Consider the following 18697-nt stretch of genomic DNA (forward strand, 5'->3'; position numbering starts at 1 on the left):
TAAGTGGACACGTTACTCCCAAGCCCCTTAGCTCAACTCAAGACGGGTTCGCCGGACGTTTACGGAAAAAATGGCGTTGGTACGTCTGACACTCAAACATCGGCAGTCTGCCGTAGATTCGCCCCAGTCGCCCGTCGGCGATGTGACCGCTGCCACATCGCGTGCCCAGTGATCGCTCACGGATAATTCGCCGCGAGTCTTGTGAACTCGTGGCGATTACATGACGATCACATGTTCAATCAGCATGACTGATGACAGATAATCACATATCAATCAGTAATCCCACATAACCGGTACGAAACGGTAGCTTTCACCGTTCTTTGCAATGTGACCGATGGACGGGAACGCAACATGCGCTGCGGCCAGCAGAGCGCCGGTTCTCGCTGCGTCGTCGAACAGCGCGATGCGCACGTCCACGGCCGCTTCGGGATCGTGCTCGAAGCCGTTTTGCCATGCAGGATTATCGAAGTTGACTTCGAATATCGCGTCGCCCACGAAGGTCAGCTTCTCGTCGTTCGATGCGATGTCCACGACGCAATGCCCCGGCGTGTGGCCGCCCGTGACGCGCGCCGACACGCCCGCAGCAACTTCTGTGACCTGATCGAACTGCACGATGTTTTCGCTGTAGAGTTTCACGAATTTTTCAGCGGCTTTGCGGAGCGCCGGGGGAACCGTTTCCGGCATCACCGTCTTGCTGAAATCGGGATTTTTCCAGAACGCGACTTCCGCGGCCGACACGTGAATGCGCACGTCCGGGCGCAGCCTGGCCTTGACACCGTCGACGTTCAGGCCGCCGACGTGATCCATGTGCATATGCGTGATCACGATATCGGTGATCGCAGCCAGGTCGATCCCGGCCGATTCCAGGCGCATCACCGACTGCCCCGCGCGCGTGAAGTATTCGAAACCATCGCCTACGCCGGAGTCGATCAAGATCAATTGTTCACCGCTGCGCACGAGCGCGATATTCAGCGCCCAGTCGAACATATCGCGCTGCAGAAAACGACCATCGAACCATTCGTTGCGATCCGCTTCGCTCACGTTGGTGGACATGGTGGACGTCGGCAACGGCAGAACACCATCGCTGATCAGAACGACATCGATGTCCCCCACGCGCACGGCGTAACGAGAAGGCACGAGTTCGCCCGAACCTTCCTTGCCGAGGTTGGCGGTAACGGGCTGCACATTTCGCGTTGTTTCGCTCATTTTCAATAGTCCTGTTGATCAAGTTGAACAAGCCACGCTGCGCGGCAGGGTTCACGAGTACGATCACGAATTCCGCATGATTTGTTTTACTCACAGTCGACCCGCGCGTGACGGATTGTAGTAACGGAGAACGAACACCAGTAGCATTGCGAATGCGCACACCATGTTGTCGGAACGGCAACGATCGACAGCGCACAAGCGACAAGAGATAACGCGAGCCGCCACTTTGCCGGGCAACAGTTCCACATGAACGTCCTCTTCCGTGGAGCGCTTCTTTCGTTGGTGCCCGTCTCCAACGCCAACAGCACCCTGCATTCGTCTTCACAGCCAATCGAAGCCCCGGCGTGCTCAGAGAACAATGCAGTTCTCGTCAACCGGCTCGTAAACGTTGCTCGTCTCTCCGATCATGTCCAGGAGCTCACGCTCGATCTGCTGGCAAATTCGTGTGATCGGGACGTCGTTCGCACTTCCTTCGAACGGGTTTTCCGTGCTTTCGCCCACTTGCTCGAGCACGAGATACATCCAGGAGATCATCGCGCTGAACGGAACAACCAGCCAATACATGTTGTTATGCATGAAGCCCGACACGCTCCCATCAAGCTTCTCGAACTCGGTGAAAATTCCGAATGGAAGCAGGAGGCAAAATGACCGAACGAAGAGCTTGTTGATAACAGCATATTGTCGCGGATAAGGATAGTCCTTGATCCGTTCCGCCCGTCCTTGCTGCTCGAAGAATCCCTTGATCGACCTTTCAAACTCCATATAGAAAATCTCGTCGATCTTGTCGATTTCGAGAAAGCGTTTGATCGTTGCAGATTGCGATACCAGCAATCGCGTCGTCTTGTTCTCAGCCGCCAACAGCGATTCGATCTCGGCCTGCGGCAAATATCGCTCGAGCGCCTGCTCCAGCGACGTTTCCCACTCCGGCACGCGGTAATGCTTGTGTCGGTATTCCGCGTTGGACGCGTTGCCGGAGCTTTCCCAAATCTTAGGGCTTCTCAGCTGATATCGAAGCGCCGTCAACCACGCACAGTGCCGGAAGACGATCGCCCTCCCGACAGCCGGGTCCGCCGGAAAATCCCGGCTCATCACGCCCAGGAATCGACTGCCGTTCAGGATGTCAGTCCAGATCTGCTGCGCGTCCGCTGCCCTGTTGTAGGTCTGTACGTTCTTGAAGCCCACGATAAACGACGTGGCCGTACCCAGCAACACCACAATCGACAGCGGGATCGACGGCCACTCCAATCCGAGAAACCGATAAAGAACAATCGGCAACGAACCGCATGCCAGCAAAGCGTAAAGTTGCCGTCTCGACCAGTAGACAAACTTGGGCAGCGTGTACGACTTCCCCAGGTGCATGCTGTTAACTCCCAGCGGACAAGCAGTTGATCGAGGTGGAATTCAGACGGTCATCCGCGCGACACGGAATTTCACCGGCACCGCGAAGCCCCTGACGCCCGGATAAGGTGTCGACAACATCGAGATTCGGCTGCTGTCTCCGAACAGCCGGCTTTGTCGCGACATCGGCTTCTCAATACTGGCGTTCGCAGGGAGACGATCACCTTGCCGCGTCGGTCGAAACCGGAAGATTCCGGAGGGTATATGGGTGGAAAAAGAGCGGCCAATGGGCATTGCAGCCGCAACCGAGCACGCCTTTTCCACACGGGTGGAATCGTAGGATGGTCACGATTCCCGCGGTAGCCACGTTGAGAGACTCACGGTGTTGTTCAAAAGGCAACAATCCGTGCGCAGGACCATTCATTCGACTTGAGCCCTATCGCACGGCGATCGTCATCGACATTTCACGCGACCGCATCGGAAATGCACAAATTCAGCCCGGACGACCAACCGCTCCCGACACGCCCCGTGCGCTTCCTACCCCGGCAATCTTGCCGAGGTAGCCGTTCGCTTGGTGCAAAACGGCCAACACTATGATTCGGTTTCGCAGACTCCTCCCTCGTGCGTTTGCTCGCTACGATTGCGTTCTGCGGTCCTGCTCCGCGGCAAGCGTCTCGCAACCGAGGCCGCTCGTCGCGTGGGCGATGGGTTGGGCTGGGCCGATTCGACCATGGCAACGGACGATTTCTTTGGAGACTTCGTAATGCTTAACGGACAAGGCGCCCAACATCGTGACGGCCCGTCGCGCAACGACACGGCTCCGTCGCGTTACGCGCTGCGAATCGGCGAGCTCGACGTGGCGGTGATCGGCGAAGACGCGCTCCCGTTACCGATCACGACGGTGGCTATCAATACCCCCGCGGCCGATCCGGCAACGCGGATGAACGGCATGTCTCTACTGTCAGATGCCTTCGATTGGCCACTGAACGTGGCCGTGGTCCGTAGCGGAAGCCGAAACATTCTGATCGACGCCGGGCTGGGCGCGGCGCTCCCTGGCTTCCCGCCAGCCGGGCGGTTGCACGCGAGACTGGGAGCCGCCGGCGTCGATATCGCCTCTGTCACCGACGTGATCATTACCCACCTGCACATGGACCACATCGGCGGGCTGCTCGCTGAAGGGGTAAAGAACCGGCTGCGTCCGGACGTGCGAATTCATGTATCGGCCACCGAAATCGAATTCTGGCAGGCGCCCGATTTCTTCCACACGCCCATGTCGTCGCCGGTGCCGGACGTGCATCGGTCGGCCGCCAATCGCTTCGTGAACGACTACCTCGGCCAGTTGAGAATGTTCGACGACGAATACGAAGTTGCGCTGGGTGTCGTCGTAAGCCGGACCGGCGGCCACACTCCCGGTCACTGCGTGGTCAGACTGGCGTCTGCCGGCGACCGAATGACGTTCGCCGGCGATGCCATATTGCCGTTCGGGTTCGAGCATCCCGAACGGCAATACGGCATCGAGCATGATCCCGAGGAGTCGGTCCGCATTCGAGTTCGTCTGCTTCAGGAGCTCGCGGCGTCCGGCGAGCTGCTGATGGCAACCCACCTGCCACTCCCGTCAATCGGTACAGTGACTGTCCACGGCGATGCCTTTCGCTGGGTACCGATCCGCAACGATGTCTGATCGTCCTCCGGAATTGCGACGGAGGACCTCCGCCCGCATGCCGAGAATAATCGGCGTCACGCGCATACGATGGCGGAACCGATCGGCGGCATCATCCCGGATCCCGCTCCACAGCAGCTCAGCCTTCTATCGACTCCTTGCAGACAGCTACGCACGTCTGCTTGATCGCCCGTTGAATCCGCCAGCCAGGTCTCCTATCGAAGCCGCCGAATGGCTTTATGAGCGCGCCGTTTGCGGTACTCGCGCACAACGCCGATCCCGATCCGCATTTTATTTATGCCAACCGGGCTGCACAGCGCCGCTTTGAATATTCCTGGGATGAAATCACCCGGATGCCGTCCCGACTCTCGGCCGAGGCTCAGAATCGCGATGAACGGCAGCAGTTCCTCGCACGCGTAGAGCGACTCGGCTACGAATCGGGCTACAAGGGCGTCGGCATCACCAAGTCCGGCAGGCGGTTCATGATCGAGGAAGCGACACTGTGGCAGCTCATCGACGCCGACGGCAAACTGCACGGTCAAGCGGTCGTGATTCCGCGCACGCGCGACATCTGATCAGGGACACCCGCGCTACCGTGCGAGTTTCGTGGCCGTCGTTGCGCGGTCGGGAGTCGATCCGACGCGACGAAGGTCCGTCGAAGACAACGCCGTATTCCCGTATTGGCGTGTCATAGCGAGCCGACGCCGCAGAAGAACGATGGCGGGCGCCGATCGATATCTCCGGCGCTGCCCGTCGCGGCACGCGCCCGGCGTCGTGCCCCTCCGGCATGCGTCGCGTCGTGTGCCGTCATGCCGGCTAGGTCGCGTCGAGTCCGCCGTCGACCGTGATCACCTGCCCCGTCATCCATGCCGCCTGCGGCGACGCCAGCGATACGATCCATGCCGCGACGTCTTCCGGCTCCCCGCGCCGACCGAGCGGAATCCGCTCGCGCTCCCGTGTCTTGATCGTATCGACCTCGGCGGCCGTTAACCTCATCCGCTCCGACAGGAATTCGGTTTCCGTCGGACCTGCCGCCACCGCGTTGACGCGTACGCCCGCCGATGCAAGTTCCAGCGCCCAACAGCGCGTCAGGTGCTCGAGTGCGGCCTTGCTGGCCGCATAGTGCGACAACAGCGGAGCGGCCTTGTGCCCGAACGTGCTCGACACGTTGACGATGCTGCCCCGTACGGCCGTCAGATGCGGAAGCGCGGCACTCGCAAGCAACGACGGTCCGAGCGTGTTGACGGAAAAGATCGCGCTGATTTCATCGAAAGTAGCCGCCGAAAGCGGAAGGATCGCGCCGGCGCCGGCGTTGTTGACGAGCACGTCGAGTCGCCCGCAGCGATCGATCACCGCGTCCACGGTGCGCATCGCATCGTCCGGATTGCCGGCGTCCGCAACCACGTAGCTCGTGCCTGGCAGGTTGCGCGTAGCTGCGGCCAGCGCCTCTTCGCGGCGGCCCGTGATCACGACGCGCGCGCCTTCGCGCGCGAACGCGGCGGCGGCCGCGAGCCCGATACCGGCGCCGCCGCCGGTGATAAGGACGACCTTGTTGTCGAAAGACGGCATGATTTCCTCATAGAACCGTTACGTTGAGTTTTCGTGCGACGGCAACTCCCGTCAAGGAAGGCCGCCGCACGCGATTGCGACAGCCCGCGCTCACGCTTCGCGTGAATCGTCGGCCGGCGCGAGTGCCACGACATGGTTGATACCGTCGTTCGCCATCTTCGTGTACGGACAGAAGCGCTCGGCATGTCGAACGAGTTCGGCCGCGACGGCGCGCTCGACGCCCGGCAGCCGCACCCGGATATTCGCATTCAGCATGAACAGGCCGTCCATCGGATCGCGGCAGAAATCGATCGACGCCGACACCGACGCGCCGTCGATCGGCACGGTCGCCCGCGCAGCCAGCAGGCTCAGCGCACCATGGAAGCAAGCTGCATAGCTCGCGGCAAACAGCTGCTCCGGATTAGGGCCGTCGCCGGTCCCGCCAAGCTCGGGCGGCAGACGCAGTTCCATGTTGAGCCGTCCGTCATCGGAGCGGGCGATGCCCGATGCACGGCCATGCGCTGCGGCGCCGCCCGTTACGGTCACCGTGGTCGAGTACAGCGTCTGCGGTTCTCGTCCGCGATACTTGTCGAGCAACGATAGAGGGGGTGGACGCAGTGGGGCCATGGCACGCGATCGTCGTATCCGCTCAGCCGGCCGCGCGGGTCTGCGCGAACCATGCATCGAACGTCGTGGCGCCGAGACGCGCGCCGCCCCCCGGTACGAGCGTATCGTCGTCCACCTCCGCACCGAAGTAGCCTGCCGCCGGATCGCCGAGCACCGTGCGTGCGTCGTGCGTGACGGACAGGAAGTGCCGGACCAGGTCGGCGAGCCGCACGCGGTCGGGGCCGCCGATTTCGACGATGCCGTTGACGGGTTTGCCAAGGGCGAAATGGGTGACGGCGGAGGCGACATCGTCCGACGCGATCGGCTGGAAGTGTGCAGTGGTCAGCCGGATCTGCTCTCCGTCGCCGCCCGATTGCGCGATCGCGCCGAGAAATTCGAAGAACTGCGTCGAACGCACGATCGTAAACGGTATGCCCGATTCGCGAATCAGGTTCTCCTGAACGATCTTGCCGCGGAAGTACGGGCTTTGCTGAAGACGATCCGTTCCGACCACCGACAACGCGATGTGATGGCGCACGCCGGCCGCGCGTGCCGCTGCAAGCAGATTGTGCCCGGACCGCTCGAAGAACGCCTTCACGGCGGCTTCCTCGAACGACGGAGAATTCGCTAGATCGACCACCACGTCGGCGCCCGCCAGTACATCGTTCAGTCCCTCGCCGGTAACCGTATCGACGCCGGTGGAAGGCGCCGCCGCGACGGCTTGATGACCACGCGCGCCGAGATGCTTGACGACTTTGCTGCCGATGAGCCCGGTACCTCCGATTACGACGATCTTCACGAATATTTTCTCCTTGAACGGATGCGCGGACCGCGCGCGGCCGCATGTGGTCGGATCAGGCGCGCGCCGCGTCGCGGCGACCGCACCCGCGCTTTGCCGAGGGCCGTGCATCTGGAATTGCACGTCGCTCGAGCAGTTCGTATCGTAGGCAGGTACCGTTCGATCCGGTAGAGCCGTTCAGGGGCTCACCATGTTGCCGTGAATGCATCAATCGATCGCCTCGAACGTCGTCATCGTCGTCATCGTCGTCGGGCACTGCAGGTCGGACGCGCGCGTCTGCTCGATCATGTAATCGATAAAGGCACGGATGCGGGTCGGCAGGTGCTTTCGACTCAGGTAGCAGAGGTAATGGCCGCCATCATCCGGCGCATGCTGGCCGAGGCAGCTCACCAGTCGCCCGTCGGCCAGCAGGTCGCAGACCTGATATGCGGGCAACTGAGCGATGCCGAGCCCGTCGAGCACGGCGCGCACGACGAGATCCATGTCGTTGAACGTGTGATGCGCGGCTGGCTGGGCCTGTTGTGCAAGTCCGTCGACCTTGAATTCCCATTCCTTCACGCGGCCCGATGCGGTGCGCAGGTTGATGCAGCGGTGCTGCGCGAGCTCGTCGACGCGGCGCGGCAAACCGTATCGATGCGCGTACGCGGGCGCCGCGCAAACGACCATCTGCATCGGAATCAATTGACGCGCGACGATCGCGCTGTCCTCCATGCGCCCATCGCGAAACGCGACATCGATTCGATCCGCGGAGAAGTCGACTGGACGGTCGTTGAGCAGAAGCTCGAGCGTGATGTCCGGGTACTGCAGATGGAAGTCGCGCAACAGCGGCGCGATGATCTTGCGGCCGAAGCCGGGTGTCGAGCCGATCCGCAGATGGCCGCTCGGCGGCCCGCTGCGCAGCTCGCGCATGTCGTCGAGCGCCTGCGCGAGATGGTCGATGCCCGGCCGGCAATTCTCGTAGAACAGCTCGCCTTCGCGCGTGAGCGACATGCTCCTCGTCGTGCGCTGGAACAGCCGCGTGTCGAGCCGGTCCTCGAGCCTCTGCACGTGGCGGCTGACCGACGATCGGCCGACGCCGAGGCGGTCGGCCGCGCGGGCGAAGCTCCCCTCGGTGACAACGGTAAGAAAGGTGACGACGCCCGCGTAGCAACTCGAGAAGCTTCGAGCGAATGGGTCGTCGGCATCAGTGCGGCGGATGGAAGTGTCTGACATGGCGGCGCGATAGTCGTGGTTCCCTGTTCGACAAGACGTTTCGGCGTAGCCGCCTGTGACACCGTCCGTCACATTTTTTTGAACGCGGCGGCGACGCGCGTCCGGATTACCTTTCCGGCACGAACACGGGTGCCCCCTTGTCCTTCAGCAGCAGCACGACGAACTTCGCGGGCCGCGTCCGGCTCGCGTTGCGTCCGACCGTGTGCACATCGTCGGGCGCTTCGTAGAACGTCTGTCCCGGTTTCAGCGTAACGGGGTCGCCACCCTTCACTTGCATGACGATCGAACCCTCGACGACGTAGACGAACGCGTGCGCGTGGTGGCGATGGACGGGATCGACCGCGCCGGGCGGGTATTCGACCGAAATCATCTCGGCTTGCTTGCCCGGATAGTCGTCGAGCGGCTTCGTCATCAGCGGTGTGACGATTGCCGACGGCGCCGCGTGAGCGCCGGCGATCATCGCACCGGCGGTGAGCGCGACCGCCAGCGTTTTCTTGATGCGGATCATCTGAACGATTCCTGTTAACCGCCGGCCGCATTCAGGCGGCGGCGGGAGAATGACGGACCGGGTGACGGGCGCGAAAATCAGGCGAGATTCGCCTTGTCGAGACCAAATGCCTTGTCCGACGAACCGGGCACGGTCCGGAATGCGACGTTCGCACGGTTCCAGCCGTTGATGGCCATCACCTCGAACGTGAGATCGGACAGTTCCTTTTCGGACAGCTGGCCGCGCACGCGATCGTAGACGTCGTCCGGCACGCCGTGCTCGCCGAGTCTCGTCAGTGCTTCGGTCCACGCGAGCGCCGCACGCTCTCGCGGCGAGAACAGCGTGGACTCGCGCCACGCAGCGAGATGATGCACGCGCAGTTCGCGCTCACCGTGCAGGTGCGCTTCCTTCACGTGCATGTCGAGACAGAACGCGCAGCCGTTGAGCTGGGACGCCCGGATCGACACGAGGTCGCGAATCGATTCCTCTATGGTGGCGCTTCGCAGCAGATTGCTGAGTTCGAGGAACTTCTTGAACAGTTCAGGCGATTGCTGAACGTAGTTGAGGCGCTGCGTCATGACGGCTCCTGGCGAAGAGGTGGACATCACCCGCGCTTCGCGGGTGCCGTGGGCGGCAGAGTGCCGCGCGAAGCCATCTTAGGAGCACGCCGTCGGGGGCGGTAGATACGCACAGGGGCGCATCGTGTTGCCTCGAGTGCACCAATCGGTGCGTGACGTCGGCGCCTCGATCGCTGCTCGTCAGTCGTCAATCGGCGGTGCAGGCTGCCGCGATACGCGCAAGCTTGTCGGGATTGCGCTGCACGAGGATGCGCATGACGCGCGTACCGTCCGTCTCGAACGACATCGCGGATTCGAGCTGTCCGGCGATGAAGCGCAGCATTGCCCACTGACCGTTCAGCACGACCGGCCGCATCTCGACGCCGCTGCCGTAGCGCAGCCACGCCGCGTAGAACAGTTGCGCGATCCGCCGGCCGCCGAGCATCGGCTTCGGGAAACTCTGGACCTTGCCGCCGCCGTCTCCGATCAGCATCGCGTCTTCCGCGAGCAGCGCCTGGATCGACGCAAAATCCCCTCGCACAGCCGCTTGCGAGAATTTCTGCAGCAATTGCCGGTGCGTCTCGCGCGGCACGGTCCGGCTCGGCCGGCTGCCGTCGCGCAGTTGCGCCTTGGCTCGGCTGACGAGTTGCCGGCAGGCTGCTTCCGTCTTGCCGATCGCGGCTGCGATCTCCTCGTAGTCGACATCGAAGACTTCATGCAGAAGAAAGGCCGCGCGCGCCTCCGGCGTCAGCCGTTCGAGCAGCATCAGGAACGCGACCGATACGTCGTCCGCGCGCTCCGTCATTTCCTCCGGTGTCGCAGGCGATTCGCCGAGCTCCGGTTCCGGGAGCCAGATACCCGGATAGTGCTCACGCCGGCTCTTCGCCATCCGCAGTCGGTCGATCGAGAGCCGCGTCGTCACCGTGACAAGCCATGCCTCAGTGTTCTCGATGCCGTCGCGTGCGGTCTCGTGCCAGCGCAGCCACGCGTCCTGCACGATGTCCTCGGCGTCCGCGACGGAGCCCAGCATCCGGTACGCAATCTTCTGCAAGCGCGGGCGGAGCGCGTGGAAGGCCTGCGCGTCGTCGTTCATGTGTGCCAGACTCCACCAAAACTGAAATTGACTGGGCTGCTCGGCCCGCGACGGCAGCGCGCTAATGTGCCGGCGGATCCGGATCGACCATTTCCGACGATCGAGCGCGATGCGACGCGTGGACTCGACGCAAGGATCTCCTTTCGCGCCGGCTAAACCGGAACGCTTCGTGCCGGACGCCGACCGCATCGCGATCACGCCGGGAACGTTGCCGCGTGCGCGGCGCTTGCAGGTTTTGGACTCGAACCAGAGGGTTATTACAGGGATGAGTCACCGCCCGCACTTCAAGTTGACGGCCTCGGCGATCAACCGGAATCAAATGGCAGAAGTGTCGTTCACTCTATCACAACGCCCCACCCGGGCCCGGAGGCGGTCGGGCGAACACGACTCGATGCATTGGTGGTCATTGGTGCCGCCGCGGCAATAGCGTGAGCACACTTGCGCGCCTACTCGTGCTGGAGGCCCCGGCCTAGAATCCGCTTCCACGACAGCCGTACACCTCGTATCCGGCATCGATCTGTACGTACGACACGTCGGACCGAACCCATCAATGGAGCGCGCCATGCCAATCGGCATCCTTCTGCGAAACAGCCTCTGCTCAACGTTACTTCTCACGGTCATGCCGACGCTCGCCTTTTCCGGGACGTTTGCCGTCAAGGTCGACGGTCTCGACCATGACGGACAATTTGCGAGCCGGCAGGTGTACAACGGGTTTGGGTGCAAAGGCGAAAACGTTTCTCCTCGCATCTCGTGGTCCCATGTTCCGCCCGAGACACGAAGCATCGTCGTGACCCTCTTCGATCCCGATGCGCCTACGGAAGGCCTAGGATGGACGCATTGGACCGTGGTCAATATTCCCCCGTCGGTCTCGTCGATCGAGATGGGCGCATCGGGGAATGCGAACCTGTTACCGGCTGGGGCGCTCGAGACGTTGACTGATTTCGGAGAGTCGAAGTACGGCGGACCCTGCCCGCCTCAGGGCGAATCTCATCGATACGTCGTCACGGCATTTGCGCTTTCCGTCCCGCGAATCGATGCAAAATCGACGTCAAGCCCGGCACTCGTCGCCTATCAGATGCATGGAAATGCCATTGCACAAGCGCAATATGTAGCGAAGTATTATCGGCCGTGGAAGTAAACCCGAGCGCCCCGATGCCCCACGTCACGCCCGCCGCCGATACGTCCCCGGCGTACTCCCCGTCCAATGCCGGAACGCGCGATGGAACGCGCTCGGATCGTCGAAACCGATGTCGGCGCCGATCGCCGCGATCGTGTCGGGCGTATCGGTCAGCCGCTGGATCGCGATGCTTGAGCATCAGCTCCTGCCCGAGCGCGCCGATCGGGCCGACCGCCGGGTTCGAGCGCAGCAGCACCTGCGCGACGAGGCCGTCGCGCTTCGATTCGACGAAGAAATCGTCGAGCAGGATATGGAAGAACTGGCCGAAACGATGCAGCGTCGTTTCGAGGTTGCGCGCACCGAACAGGCGGCTCATGCTCGCTTCGAGAGATACTGATAACGATGCTCCGTTGATCTTTGCATGCCGCTTCGCACATGCGCTCCACATAACCTGCAGACTCTAGCGCGGGGGACATGTGCACTGCATCACAGTCAGTCGGCCGACTGACCCAGAAAGTATGCAGGCGTTTCTCGGGCAGGCACTTCGAGTTTTCTGCGCAGCAACCAATGTCTCGGGCGACGTGCGCAACGCGCTCTTCCGGCACCGAAACGAACCGCCGGCGATCTTCGACGACAAAACGGCAGAACAGTTAGTATCGGAGCAGCGTACAGAGGACTTCTTAGAGACGGTTTCAAAAAGACTGTTCTGCACGCCGACGGGTATTCCAGCAGATCAGGCAGCAACCGAGTTTGAGGAACGCTCCATGAATGTCGGCACGGCGCTCGAAACGAATGCGTAATCAACGGAAGTGATGCAGCCAGGCATGCGTGCGTTCAACGAACCAGCGATATTTGCCAAAGCCACTGCCATGTTCGATACGGCGCTTGGGGATCACGGGCTCAATACCGCGGTTGCGCAACGCACGTCAATGCCGCTCGGAGTCGTAACCGCGATCGGCATAGACCACACGCGGTCTCCGCAGTGGGTGGCCGCGCTATCCGCGAATCGGTGGAATCGGTGGAATCGGTGGAATCGCGTCGATCAGCGGCAGCAATTGCGTGACATCGTTGACATTCGCACCGGTCAGGATCGCGGCGAGCGGGGTGCCGTTGGCGTCGGTGACGATGTGGTGTTTGGAACCGGGTCGTGCGCGATCGGTGGGGTTTGGCCCAGTTTTTGGCCTGCCCCAACAGCGCGAATCGACGATGAATCGACCGCGGCTCGCGAGAATTCGATCTGGTCTGCTGCTCGTAGCTTGGTCAGTAGCAACTCGTGCAAGCGATCCCATACACCAGCGGCCTGCCAATCGCGTAGCCGTCGCCAGCATGTCACGCCCGAGCCGCAGCCCATTTCGGCGGGCAGGTCGCGCCAGTGCAGTCCGGTCTTGAGAACCAACTGGATGCCGGTCAGTGCAGCACGATTCGAAACAGGCAGGCGGCCCGGATTCCGATGCCTGAGGTTAACAGCTCGCCGCGAAAGTTAACAGCCCCACGGAGCCTTTTTGAAACCGTCTCTTACGCTACATCGCATCGCTTGAAATCAGCTCGGGAAAGGCATGGAACGCTTGTTGCGGGTCTGAAAGACTACAGCTCTTCTCACACCATGGCCGATTTGTATGCGGTAACAGAAAACAGGTCGTCTGATTCGCCAACCCGGACGTCTTCCGCGCTAAGTTGCGTGCCCCACATTTTTAGAAACCCGCTCGTCAGAGCGGGTTTCTCACTTCGCCGAAGTTACCAACCGGAGTTAGAGTTCCTTGTCGGCCGATGTGACGCGACGGCCGCCTCTGCTCCATCTTGCGTTTCAAGGTATGCCACATATCCTGAAGCAGTGTCGGTCGATATAGGTCCACAGTTGAATATCAAAAATATTCTGGGACCGGCGCACCACTCGCAATTCCAAGTTTTCTATCAATCATTGAAAACTCGTCGCGAATTTCATTGCGAGAGGGATGCGACGGCCGCAGTTAGGCCAACGGCGTTCCCTGTACTGGTCAGCTATGCAGAAATGCAAGAAGATCCTGGTTAAGCTGAGCCTTATGTGTTTCGGTCAAACCGTGCGGTGCCCCCTTGTAAATCTTCAGAATGGCGTGCGGAACAAGTTTCTTCGTGGCGCGCCCCCCAACGTCGACAGGTACGACTTGATCGTCGTCCCCGTGCACAATCAACGTTGGCATGTCGAACTTTCTCAGATCCGCAGAGAAGTCCGTTTCAGAGAAAGCACGCACTGAGTCATAAGTATTCTTGAAGCCACCCATCATTCCTTGGCTCCACCACGAGTCAATCATTCCTTGAGACACTTTGGTGCCGGGACGATTGAAACCATAGAAAGGGCCACTGGCGATCTCCCGGAACAACTGTGACCGGTCAGCAACCATTCCTGAACGGATGGCATCAAAAACCTCTATCGATACCCCCTGCGGATTGGCAGCAGTCTTGAGCATCAACGGCGGCACGGCCGAAATCAAGCCGACTTTGGTCACACGCGAGCCACCATGCCGACCGATATACCGAGTGACTTCCCCCCCACCGGTTGAAAAGCCGACCGCCGTCACGTTTTCAAGATGCAGCGTATCAATGACGGTGGCCAAGTCGTCGGCGTAGTGGTCCATATCATTACCGTCCCAAGGCTGGCTTGATCTGCCGTGTCCGCGTCGATCGTGAGCAATCACACGGAAGCCATTCGACGCAAGAAAAAACGCCTGGTTATCCCAACTATCCCCGCAAAGTGGCCATCCGTGACTGAGCGTGACTACCGGACCGTTCTTCGGACCCCAGTCTTTGTAGAAGATTTCGACGCCATCCTTGGTGACGATCCTGTCCGCTGATTGATTTCTCGCCGCGCCATAAACGGAAGTGACCTTCGATACGCGACCGGTAGTTGCTCCTGCAACGGTCGGCATAACGGCAGCGGCTGTTGCCAGAACACCACCCAGAATTAGATCTCGACGGTTCGCATCGTCGGGAGATAGGTGAGAATTAGGTTTCATACATCATGCTCCAGTTGCAGAAAATTCGTCTCGCTGACCGATCAATCGGCCAAAGGACCCCACCGCGCCGATAATTAAGTACAGACGTCAGTACGTTTGAGCGATGCGGTATGTTTTCGCGATCAAGCGTGCTCAATACGGCGAGAATCGTAAGATGGTCAATAACCCAGCGGTAGCTACGTAGAAACGCTCACGGTGTTGTTCAAAATGCACCAATCCACGCTTTGGAATATGCGTTCCCCTGACGTAGATGTTGGCGTCCAGAATTGATGCTAGCCGTGTTCACAGAAGCGCTAGTGTTCCGTCCCAAAAATAACTTTACATGGAATTGTGTTGCTCTATGATCAAGCGAAATTGAGTGGAGGTGATCATGGCGCGCAAGAGAATCGAGGTGGTGATCTCGGAACTGGAGCGGGAGCAATTGCTGTCGATGAGCCGCTCGCGTTCGCTGCCTCATTCGCTGGTGCGCCGGGCAAAGATTGTCCTGATGGCGGCTGACGGTCGTACGAACCAGGAAATCGCAGCGCGCGCATGACGATGAAGCCGTGGCGGAGTTGCTGGCGAAGGTACTGCATGAGAAGCCGGACGGGGCAACGCACTGGAGTGTGCGTTCTGCTGCTGCGCAAACGGGTATTTCGAAGAGTTCGGTGGCCCGGTATCTGTCGCTGTTCGGTGTCCAGCCTCATCGCTCGAAGAGCTTCAAGCTTTCGACTGATCCGTACTTCGTCGAAAAGGTGCGCAATATTGTCGGGCTGTATCTGGGCCCGCCGACCAACGCCTTGGTGCTGTGTGTCGACGAGAAGAGCCAGTGCCAGGCGCTCGAGCGTACGCAGCCGGTGTTGCCGATGGGGCTGGGCTACCTCGAAGGTGTGACGCACGACTATATACGGCATGGCACGACAACCTTGTTTGCAGCGCTCAATGCGGCGACAAGCGAAGTCATCACGCAATGCAAGCCGCGTCATCGACATCAGGAGTTTCTGGCGTTTTTGAATCACATTGATCAAGCGGTTCCGGAAGATCTTGACGTGCATCTGATCGTCGATAACTACGCAACGCACAAGTACCCGAAGGTCAGGGCATGGCTGGCGAAGCACCCGCGTTATCACATGCACTTCACGCCGACGTATTCGAGCTGGCTCAATCAGGTGGAGCGCTGGTTTGGCCTGATCACACAGCAGGCCATCCGGCGCGGCTCCTTCAGGATCGAACTGCCGGGCGCGCTGCACGTCGTCGCTGTGCAGGTAGGTCGACGTCGTCGAGATCGACGCGTGGCGCAGGTTGTCGCGCACCATGATCAGCGCGGCGCCGCGCGCGAGCGCGTGCGACGCGTGGGTGTGCCTCATCCAGTGCGGGCTCGCGCGCCGCAGCTTCTCAGCGGTTGCCGGCCGTTCTTCCTGGATCGCGTCAGCCGACAGCACGAAGAACCGGCGCAGCACGCGCCACAGTCGCGTGCTTTCGATACCCGCGCCATCCTCGTCGAGACTCACGACGAGCGGCGTCGCCGGGTTCCAGCGCGCCGGCGTGACCGGCAGTCCGCGCTGCACGAGATACTGATCCAGCGCGGTTCGAGCGAGCGACGGCAACGCCACCTTGCCGAGCTTGCCACCCTTGCCGAGCACGTGCAGCCAGTGATCGCCGTGCTCGTCGCGGCGGATGTCGCCGAGCGTCGCACTGACCAGTTCGCTCGCGCGCAGGCCGGTCGCGTAGCCGAAATCCAGCACAAACCGCAAGCGTTGGGCGGCCGGCGCGCTCCAGCCGTACGACCATTCGAGGCCGTCGGCAAGCGTGCGGATCAGCAGCCACTCACCTTCGGTAAAGCCGCGGGACACGTCCAGTCCCGCACGCTGCACGTGGCTCTTGATCTTGACCCCGGCAAACGGATTCGCGAGCACGTAGCGCTGCTCGACGAGCCATCGAAACAGCGCCGACAAGACGTTCAGGGCATACGCTGCCGAGCGGGCGGACAGCGGACCAGTGAACGGCCGCCAATCCTGGCGCGACCGCCAACCAAAAAAACCTCTGTCTTTGGCTAATATCCATTTTTGAGCCCGGGCTTGAGATTGGGCATCCAGTGCTGAACTTACGTCAGCGCAAGCTCATTCGACGCACGCCGGCGTTCCTCGACCATTGCTTCGATTAACGAAGCAAGGTCATCTATCGCCGGGTCGTAGATGCCCGACAAGCGATGTAGCTCCAAATCCGCCGGCGGCAGCGGCGGCAACCCTTCGGCGGCACCGAGCACGCGCCAGTTCGGCGGCAGCGTACAGCGGTCAATGATGGTAACCGCCGCACCGTGATTCACGGCCACCTTGATGCCAGTCGGGCTCTGGCTCGTATAGATCACGTGGTAAGAGCGGTCCAGTGCCGCCAGCGCTTCAAGTCCGCGCTGCCTGTAGCAGCAAGTTTCCGGAAACAACGCGAGCGGCACTGAGGCCTCCTGGTCGAGCACGAAATCCTTGTGCGCCGCCCACACCACATCTTCCCGCCCCAGGCTCTTGCCGCCCGTCGCCGAGCCATGCCGCACGACAAGTGCGAGATCCAGGTCGCCCGCGTGCAGCCTTTCCAGCAATTCGAGCGACATCCGGCAATGGATGTGCGGGTGCGCACCCGGTCGAAGTTCGTAAAACTTTTTCAGCAGATCCGGCAACCATAGTTCAGCGTAATCCTCAGGCAGTCCGAAACGGATCACGCCTTCGCGGCTGCTCCGGTTTAGTGCAGCGATCGCTTCGTTTTGCACCTGAATAATGCGCCGGGCGTGAATCAGGAAGTTCTCGCCGTCGCGAGAAAGCGCCAGGCGCCGGCTATTGCGCAAGAACATGTGCGTCTCGAGCCGCTCTTCCAGTGTGCGAATTCGCAGGCTGACGGTGGACTGCGTGCGATGCAACTGCTTCGCGGCAGCGGTAAAGCCGCCGCAGTCCACGACGGCGACAAAGGCCCGCACCAGTTCGGGGTCGAGCAAGCTGAGTTTTGACCAATCGGGTCCGCTGATGGCAGCCATCGGAATTACTCGCTTTCCAAAGAAAATTGGCAATCAAAACATGGGGCGTCGGTGAGCTGATTGTTGTCGAAAACAATTCAACTCACAAATCCACCGTCAGAACCCCAATTGGAGCAACCCGTGTCAGCCAGCCTGCCTCTTGCCGACGCCGAATGTATCGATCTGAGCGATATCGTCGATACCGAACGCTATCCGTTGCACGAACCAGACCACCCCCGCATGCGTGAGCTGATCGCGAACTGCCGCTCGCACCTTGCCGGCAACGGCAGCGCGGTGCTGCATGGTTTTCTGCGCCCGGACGCTTTGAAGCAGGCGCGCGCCGAAGGCTTGGCCTTCGCAATGAAAACCTATTTCTCCAGCCGCAAGGTCAACGCATATTTCACCGCCGACGATCCTTCCTTGCCCGAGGGCGATCCGCGCCGTGTGTTCATGGACCGCACCAGCGGCTTCGTCACGCGCGACGTGATTCCGGCTGACGCGATCATTCACCGCATCTACGTGGCGCATGCGATGAAGCGCTTTGTCGCACTTTGCCTTGGCGAGGAGCGCGTCTGGGAATACGCCGATCCATATGCAGGCCTCGTGCAGAACGTCATGCCGCCGGGCACCGAGCAGCCGTGGCACTACGACACCAACGAATTCATCGTCTCGATGATGACGCAGCAGCCGGAAGCAGGCGGCGATTTCGAGTACTGCCCGAACATACGCTCTCCCGAAGGCGAGAACTATGGCGACGTCGGCGCGGTGGTGCGCGGCGAAACGCGCGCGCCGATCAACGTCATTACCCTGCAGCCGGGCGACCTGCAACTGTTCAAGGGGCGCTTTTCGTTGCATCGCGTGACGCAGGTGCAAGGCGCGATCGATCGTCACACGGCGATCTTCGCGTACTCGAAAAAGCCCGGTGTGATCGGTCGGCTTGAACGCACGCGTCAGTTGTATGGACGCGTGTCCGAGATGCATCTGGAAGCCGAACAAAAGCTGGTACGTGCCGACGATCTTGTCGATTGAAGCGGATTTCGAGTCCTTGCCGAAGCCGCTGCGGCAAGCCTTGTCGTTCCCGATACTTATAACGCTCCCCCTACT

The 18697-nt window shown here is 61.0% G+C and carries 15 protein-coding genes and 5 pseudogenes; 6 read left to right on the forward strand and 14 right to left on the reverse strand.

Annotated features, from left to right (window positions below; genetic code table 11):
* Window positions 1-273: 273 nt before the first annotated feature.
* Both WT26_RS02185 and WT26_RS02190 read right to left on the reverse strand, forming a co-directional pair.
* Complete coding sequence (locus WT26_RS02185; RefSeq protein ID WP_059959673.1) at window positions 274-1206, reverse strand: MBL fold metallo-hydrolase; 933 nt, start codon at window positions 1204-1206, stop codon at window positions 274-276.
* A 348-nt stretch (window positions 1207-1554) separates the two neighbouring features.
* Window positions 1555-2565 (reverse strand): bestrophin family protein, encoded by a 1011-nt coding sequence (locus tag WT26_RS02190; protein ID WP_069269607.1) that lies wholly within the window; start codon window positions 2563-2565, stop codon window positions 1555-1557.
* Between the two features lie 709 nt (window positions 2566-3274).
* On the opposite strand from WT26_RS02190, the gene WT26_RS02195 reads away from it, so the two are divergent.
* Together WT26_RS02195 and WT26_RS02200 are read left to right on the forward strand one after the other, a co-directional pair.
* Window positions 3275-4225 (forward strand): MBL fold metallo-hydrolase, encoded by a 951-nt coding sequence (locus WT26_RS02195; RefSeq protein WP_069269608.1) that lies wholly within the window; start codon window positions 3275-3277, stop codon window positions 4223-4225.
* Window positions 4226-4262: 37 nt separating this feature from the next.
* A pseudogene (locus tag WT26_RS02200) lies at window positions 4263-4779 on the forward strand (MEKHLA domain-containing protein).
* Window positions 4780-5020: 241 nt separating this feature from the next.
* Here the strand turns inward: WT26_RS02200 and WT26_RS02205 are convergent.
* The 7 genes from WT26_RS02205 to WT26_RS02235 form a co-directional block, all read right to left on the reverse strand.
* Complete coding sequence (locus tag WT26_RS02205; RefSeq protein ID WP_069269609.1) at window positions 5021-5773, reverse strand: SDR family NAD(P)-dependent oxidoreductase; 753 nt, start codon at window positions 5771-5773, stop codon at window positions 5021-5023.
* A gap of 90 nt (window positions 5774-5863) precedes the next feature.
* Complete coding sequence (locus tag WT26_RS02210; RefSeq protein ID WP_059713172.1) at window positions 5864-6379, reverse strand: Ohr family peroxiredoxin; 516 nt, start codon at window positions 6377-6379, stop codon at window positions 5864-5866.
* 22 nt (window positions 6380-6401) lie between these two features.
* Complete coding sequence (locus WT26_RS02215; protein WP_059801706.1) at window positions 6402-7157, reverse strand: SDR family oxidoreductase; 756 nt, start codon at window positions 7155-7157, stop codon at window positions 6402-6404.
* A gap of 207 nt (window positions 7158-7364) precedes the next feature.
* On the reverse strand, window positions 7365-8369 hold the full coding sequence (locus WT26_RS02220) for a LysR family transcriptional regulator (protein WP_059713170.1): 1005 nt from the start codon (window positions 8367-8369) through the stop codon (window positions 7365-7367).
* 106 nt (window positions 8370-8475) lie between these two features.
* Window positions 8476-8877 (reverse strand): cupin domain-containing protein, encoded by a 402-nt coding sequence (locus WT26_RS02225; RefSeq protein ID WP_010093470.1) that lies wholly within the window; start codon window positions 8875-8877, stop codon window positions 8476-8478.
* Between the two features lie 77 nt (window positions 8878-8954).
* Entirely contained in the window at window positions 8955-9434 is a 480-nt protein-coding gene (locus tag WT26_RS02230; RefSeq protein ID WP_059626570.1) for a carboxymuconolactone decarboxylase family protein, read from the reverse strand.
* A 187-nt stretch (window positions 9435-9621) separates the two neighbouring features.
* Window positions 9622-10506 carry an RNA polymerase sigma-70 factor gene (locus WT26_RS02235; RefSeq protein WP_010093466.1) on the reverse strand — a complete coding sequence of 295 codons (885 nt, stop codon included), beginning with the start codon at window positions 10504-10506 and terminating at the stop codon, window positions 9622-9624.
* Between the two features lie 562 nt (window positions 10507-11068).
* On the opposite strand from WT26_RS02235, the gene WT26_RS02240 reads away from it, so the two are divergent.
* On the forward strand, window positions 11069-11644 hold the full coding sequence (locus WT26_RS02240; RefSeq protein WP_069272178.1) for a YbhB/YbcL family Raf kinase inhibitor-like protein: 576 nt from the start codon (window positions 11069-11071) through the stop codon (window positions 11642-11644).
* 24 nt (window positions 11645-11668) lie between these two features.
* Here WT26_RS02240 and WT26_RS37045 read toward each other — a convergent pair.
* Window positions 11669-11990: pseudogene (locus tag WT26_RS37045) on the reverse strand (helix-turn-helix domain-containing protein); the annotation flags it as partial.
* A 151-nt stretch (window positions 11991-12141) separates the two neighbouring features.
* On the opposite strand from WT26_RS37045, the gene WT26_RS38300 reads away from it, so the two are divergent.
* On the forward strand, window positions 12142-12423 hold the full coding sequence (locus tag WT26_RS38300; RefSeq protein WP_063801069.1) for a hypothetical protein: 282 nt from the start codon (window positions 12142-12144) through the stop codon (window positions 12421-12423).
* Here the strand turns inward: WT26_RS38300 and WT26_RS35110 are convergent.
* Both WT26_RS35110 and WT26_RS02255 read right to left on the reverse strand, forming a co-directional pair.
* A pseudogene (locus tag WT26_RS35110) lies at window positions 12316-13079 on the reverse strand (IS5 family transposase); the annotation flags it as partial. The gene WT26_RS38300 and the pseudogene WT26_RS35110 overlap by 108 nt on opposite strands.
* A 538-nt stretch (window positions 13080-13617) precedes the next feature.
* Window positions 13618-14613: an alpha/beta fold hydrolase gene (locus tag WT26_RS02255; RefSeq protein ID WP_059959667.1), complete on the reverse strand. Its 996-nt coding sequence runs from the start codon at window positions 14611-14613 to the stop codon at window positions 13618-13620.
* 364 nt (window positions 14614-14977) lie between these two features.
* On the opposite strand from WT26_RS02255, the pseudogene WT26_RS02260 reads away from it, so the two are divergent.
* A pseudogene (locus tag WT26_RS02260) lies at window positions 14978-15815 on the forward strand (IS630 family transposase); the annotation flags it as partial.
* 9 nt (window positions 15816-15824) lie between these two features.
* On the opposite strand, the pseudogene WT26_RS35115 reads toward WT26_RS02260, so the two are convergent.
* Window positions 15825-16619, reverse strand: a pseudogene (locus WT26_RS35115) (tyrosine-type recombinase/integrase); the annotation flags it as partial.
* Window positions 16620-16696: 77 nt separating this feature from the next.
* Window positions 16697-17614 (reverse strand): LysR substrate-binding domain-containing protein, encoded by a 918-nt coding sequence (locus WT26_RS02265; RefSeq protein WP_059896962.1) that lies wholly within the window; start codon window positions 17612-17614, stop codon window positions 16697-16699.
* A gap of 120 nt (window positions 17615-17734) precedes the next feature.
* Here WT26_RS02265 and WT26_RS02270 point away from each other — a divergent pair, with 120 nt between their 5' ends.
* On the forward strand, window positions 17735-18622 hold the full coding sequence (locus tag WT26_RS02270; protein WP_069269718.1) for a hypothetical protein: 888 nt from the start codon (window positions 17735-17737) through the stop codon (window positions 18620-18622).
* Window positions 18623-18697: the final 75 nt, after the last annotated feature.

Origin of the sequence: Burkholderia cepacia (assembly GCF_001718835.1) — a bacterium.
Taxonomy (GTDB): Bacteria; Pseudomonadota; Gammaproteobacteria; order Burkholderiales; family Burkholderiaceae; genus Burkholderia; species Burkholderia cepacia_F.